The 1974-nt window shown below is 75.6% G+C and carries 2 protein-coding genes; both read left to right on the top strand.

Annotation, left to right across the window (positions count from 1 at the left end):
* Positions 1 to 85 precede the first annotated feature (85 nt).
* On the top strand, positions 86 to 622 hold the full coding sequence (locus ACIQOV_RS39345; RefSeq protein ID WP_401055689.1) for a DUF5825 family protein: 537 nt from the start codon (positions 86 to 88) through the stop codon (positions 620 to 622).
* A 3-nt stretch (positions 623 to 625) separates the two neighbouring features.
* On the top strand, positions 626 to 1948 hold the full coding sequence (locus tag ACIQOV_RS39340; protein WP_359912541.1) for an MFS transporter: 1323 nt from the start codon (positions 626 to 628) through the stop codon (positions 1946 to 1948).
* Positions 1949 to 1974: the final 26 nt, after the last annotated feature.

Below are 1974 nucleotides of genomic sequence, written 5' to 3'. Positions count from 1 at the left end.
GGAGTATCAGGGCGGCGGTGCCGAGGGTTTCGCCGACGAAGACGTCGCCGTTGGAGAACGCGGACACAAAGACTCCCTTGTCCATATGGCCCGGACCCTCGGCGGGGGCGGGCGGCCCGCCGCCGAGGCCGTCCGGCTGCTGCGCGAGTGCCAGAGCCACGTGCTCCCGGTGCGGTGGTCCCTGGCCCCGGACGACCCGGCGCTGCGGGACCCCTCCGCCGCCGACTTCGCCCTCCACCACCTGCACCACCTGCCGCCGCCCTCCCCGCAGGCCCCCGGGACCGCCGAGCCCGCCGGGGCCGCGGAGGCCGGACCCGCCCTGGCCGAGTGGCGCTCCGCCTACGCGTACGGGCGGTTCTACTACCGGCAGGGACCGGGCTTCCTCCAGGTCAGGGACCGCCGGGACCCGGACGCCTCGGCCCGCTTCGCGCTCGACCACCCCGACCTGGTGGCCACCTTCCGGGCCTGCCTGACCCCCACCGCCCTGGACGACCTCAGCAGTACGGGCCGTGAGGCCGTGTCCGTCCTGGCGTCCGAAGGCCTCGTGCTCGTCACGCGGGGCTGGGCGGTGACACTGCCTCCACGCATCCGCCACTGGACCGTGCCCGACACAGGAGTCTGATACATGGGATCTTCCACGGCCGAGGAGTCGTCCGTACCCGCGGAGTCCGGCCCGCCCGCGACCCCGCCCCCGGCCCCGGAATCCGTGCCACTGCGCCGGCACCGTCCGCTGCTGCTGCTGGTCACGGAGCAGATGACCAGCTCGGTGGGACGCCAGGTCACCGCGCTGGCACTGCCGCTGCTGGCCATCGCCCACCTGCACGCCGGCCCGCTGGGCGCCTCGGCGCTGATGGCGATGACCTACCTGCCCGGCGTCCTGCTCAGCCCCCTCATCGGCGTCGCCGTCGACCGGGCCCGACTGCGGCGGATGCTGGTCTCGCTGTCCTGGCTACAGGTCCCCGCCATCGGCAGCGTGCCGCTCGCGGCCGCGCTGGACGGCCTGACCTGGCCGCACCTGTTCGCCGCGGCCGCCGCCTCCGGGGCGCTGAACTCCGCCCAGAGCGTCGCGCTGCAGTCCTGTCTGCCCCGCGTGGTGCCCGCGGAACGCCTGCTGCCGGCCAACTCCTCGCTCACCGGCGCCCGGACCATCGGCCTGATCGGCGGGCCCGCGCTCGGCGGCCTCCTGATCAGCGTGATCGACCCGGCCCCGGCGCTGCTGGTCGAGTGCGCCGCCTACCTCGTCGGCGGGGCCCTGTTCCTCGCGCTGCCGACCTCCCTGAACCGGCCGGCGAACGCGGGCAGCGGCGCGCGCTCCCGCCTCGAAGCCCTCCGGGAAGGCCTGGCGGTCATCCGGCGCGAGACCCTGCTGCGCCGCCAGGCCCTGGCCGCGGCCGGACTCAACCTGGGCGGCGGGGCCGGCGGCGGCCTGTTCGTCCTGTACGCCGACCGGGAACTGCAGCTGCCCCCGTGGCAGCTCGGCGCCGTCTACGCCGCGTACGCCGTCGGGATGGGCTCCGGTGTGCTGGCCGCGACCTCCGTCACCCGTTCGCTGGGCATGGCCCGGGCCATCCGGCTGTGCGCCGTGGGCGCGGGGGCCGCCCTCTTCCTCATCCCGGCGGCCTCCCTGGGGCTGCCCTTCCCGGTCCTGGTGCTGTACCAGCTGCTGTTCGGACTGCTGGCCACCGTCTGGTCGATCGCCATGACCACGGGACGCCAACTCGTCACCCCCGCCCACTTGCTGGGCCGCGTGAACGCCTTCCTCCAGGCCGTGCTGACCGCCACCCTGCCCGTCGGCGCCTTCGTCGGCGGGTGGCTGGCCTCCCGGGTCGGCATCGTGCCGGTGCTGGTCGGGGCGGCGGCCGTCGCCCTGGCGGGCGCGAGCAGCCTCTGGTTCCCGCGCGACATGCTCGCCGAGATCGAGCGGGCGGCGGAGCGGAAGAAGGCCTGAGCCCGCCCCCGGGTCCCGCCGGCCCC

The sequence above is a fragment of the Kitasatospora sp. NPDC091257 genome, assembly GCF_044757675.1.
GTDB lineage: Bacteria > Actinomycetota > Actinomycetes > Streptomycetales > Streptomycetaceae > Kitasatospora > Kitasatospora lactacystinica.
The sequence above is the reverse complement of the archived record's forward strand: the minus strand, read 5'-3'. Positions and strand labels throughout refer to the sequence as shown.

Coding starts and splice junctions, on each gene's coding strand:
- ACIQOV_RS39345 (WP_401055689.1), top strand. CDS start 86: ATGGCCCGGACCCTCGGCGGGGGCGGGCGGCCCGCCGCCGAGGCCGTC.
- ACIQOV_RS39340 (WP_359912541.1), top strand. CDS start 626: ATGGGATCTTCCACGGCCGAGGAGTCGTCCGTACCCGCGGAGTCCGGC.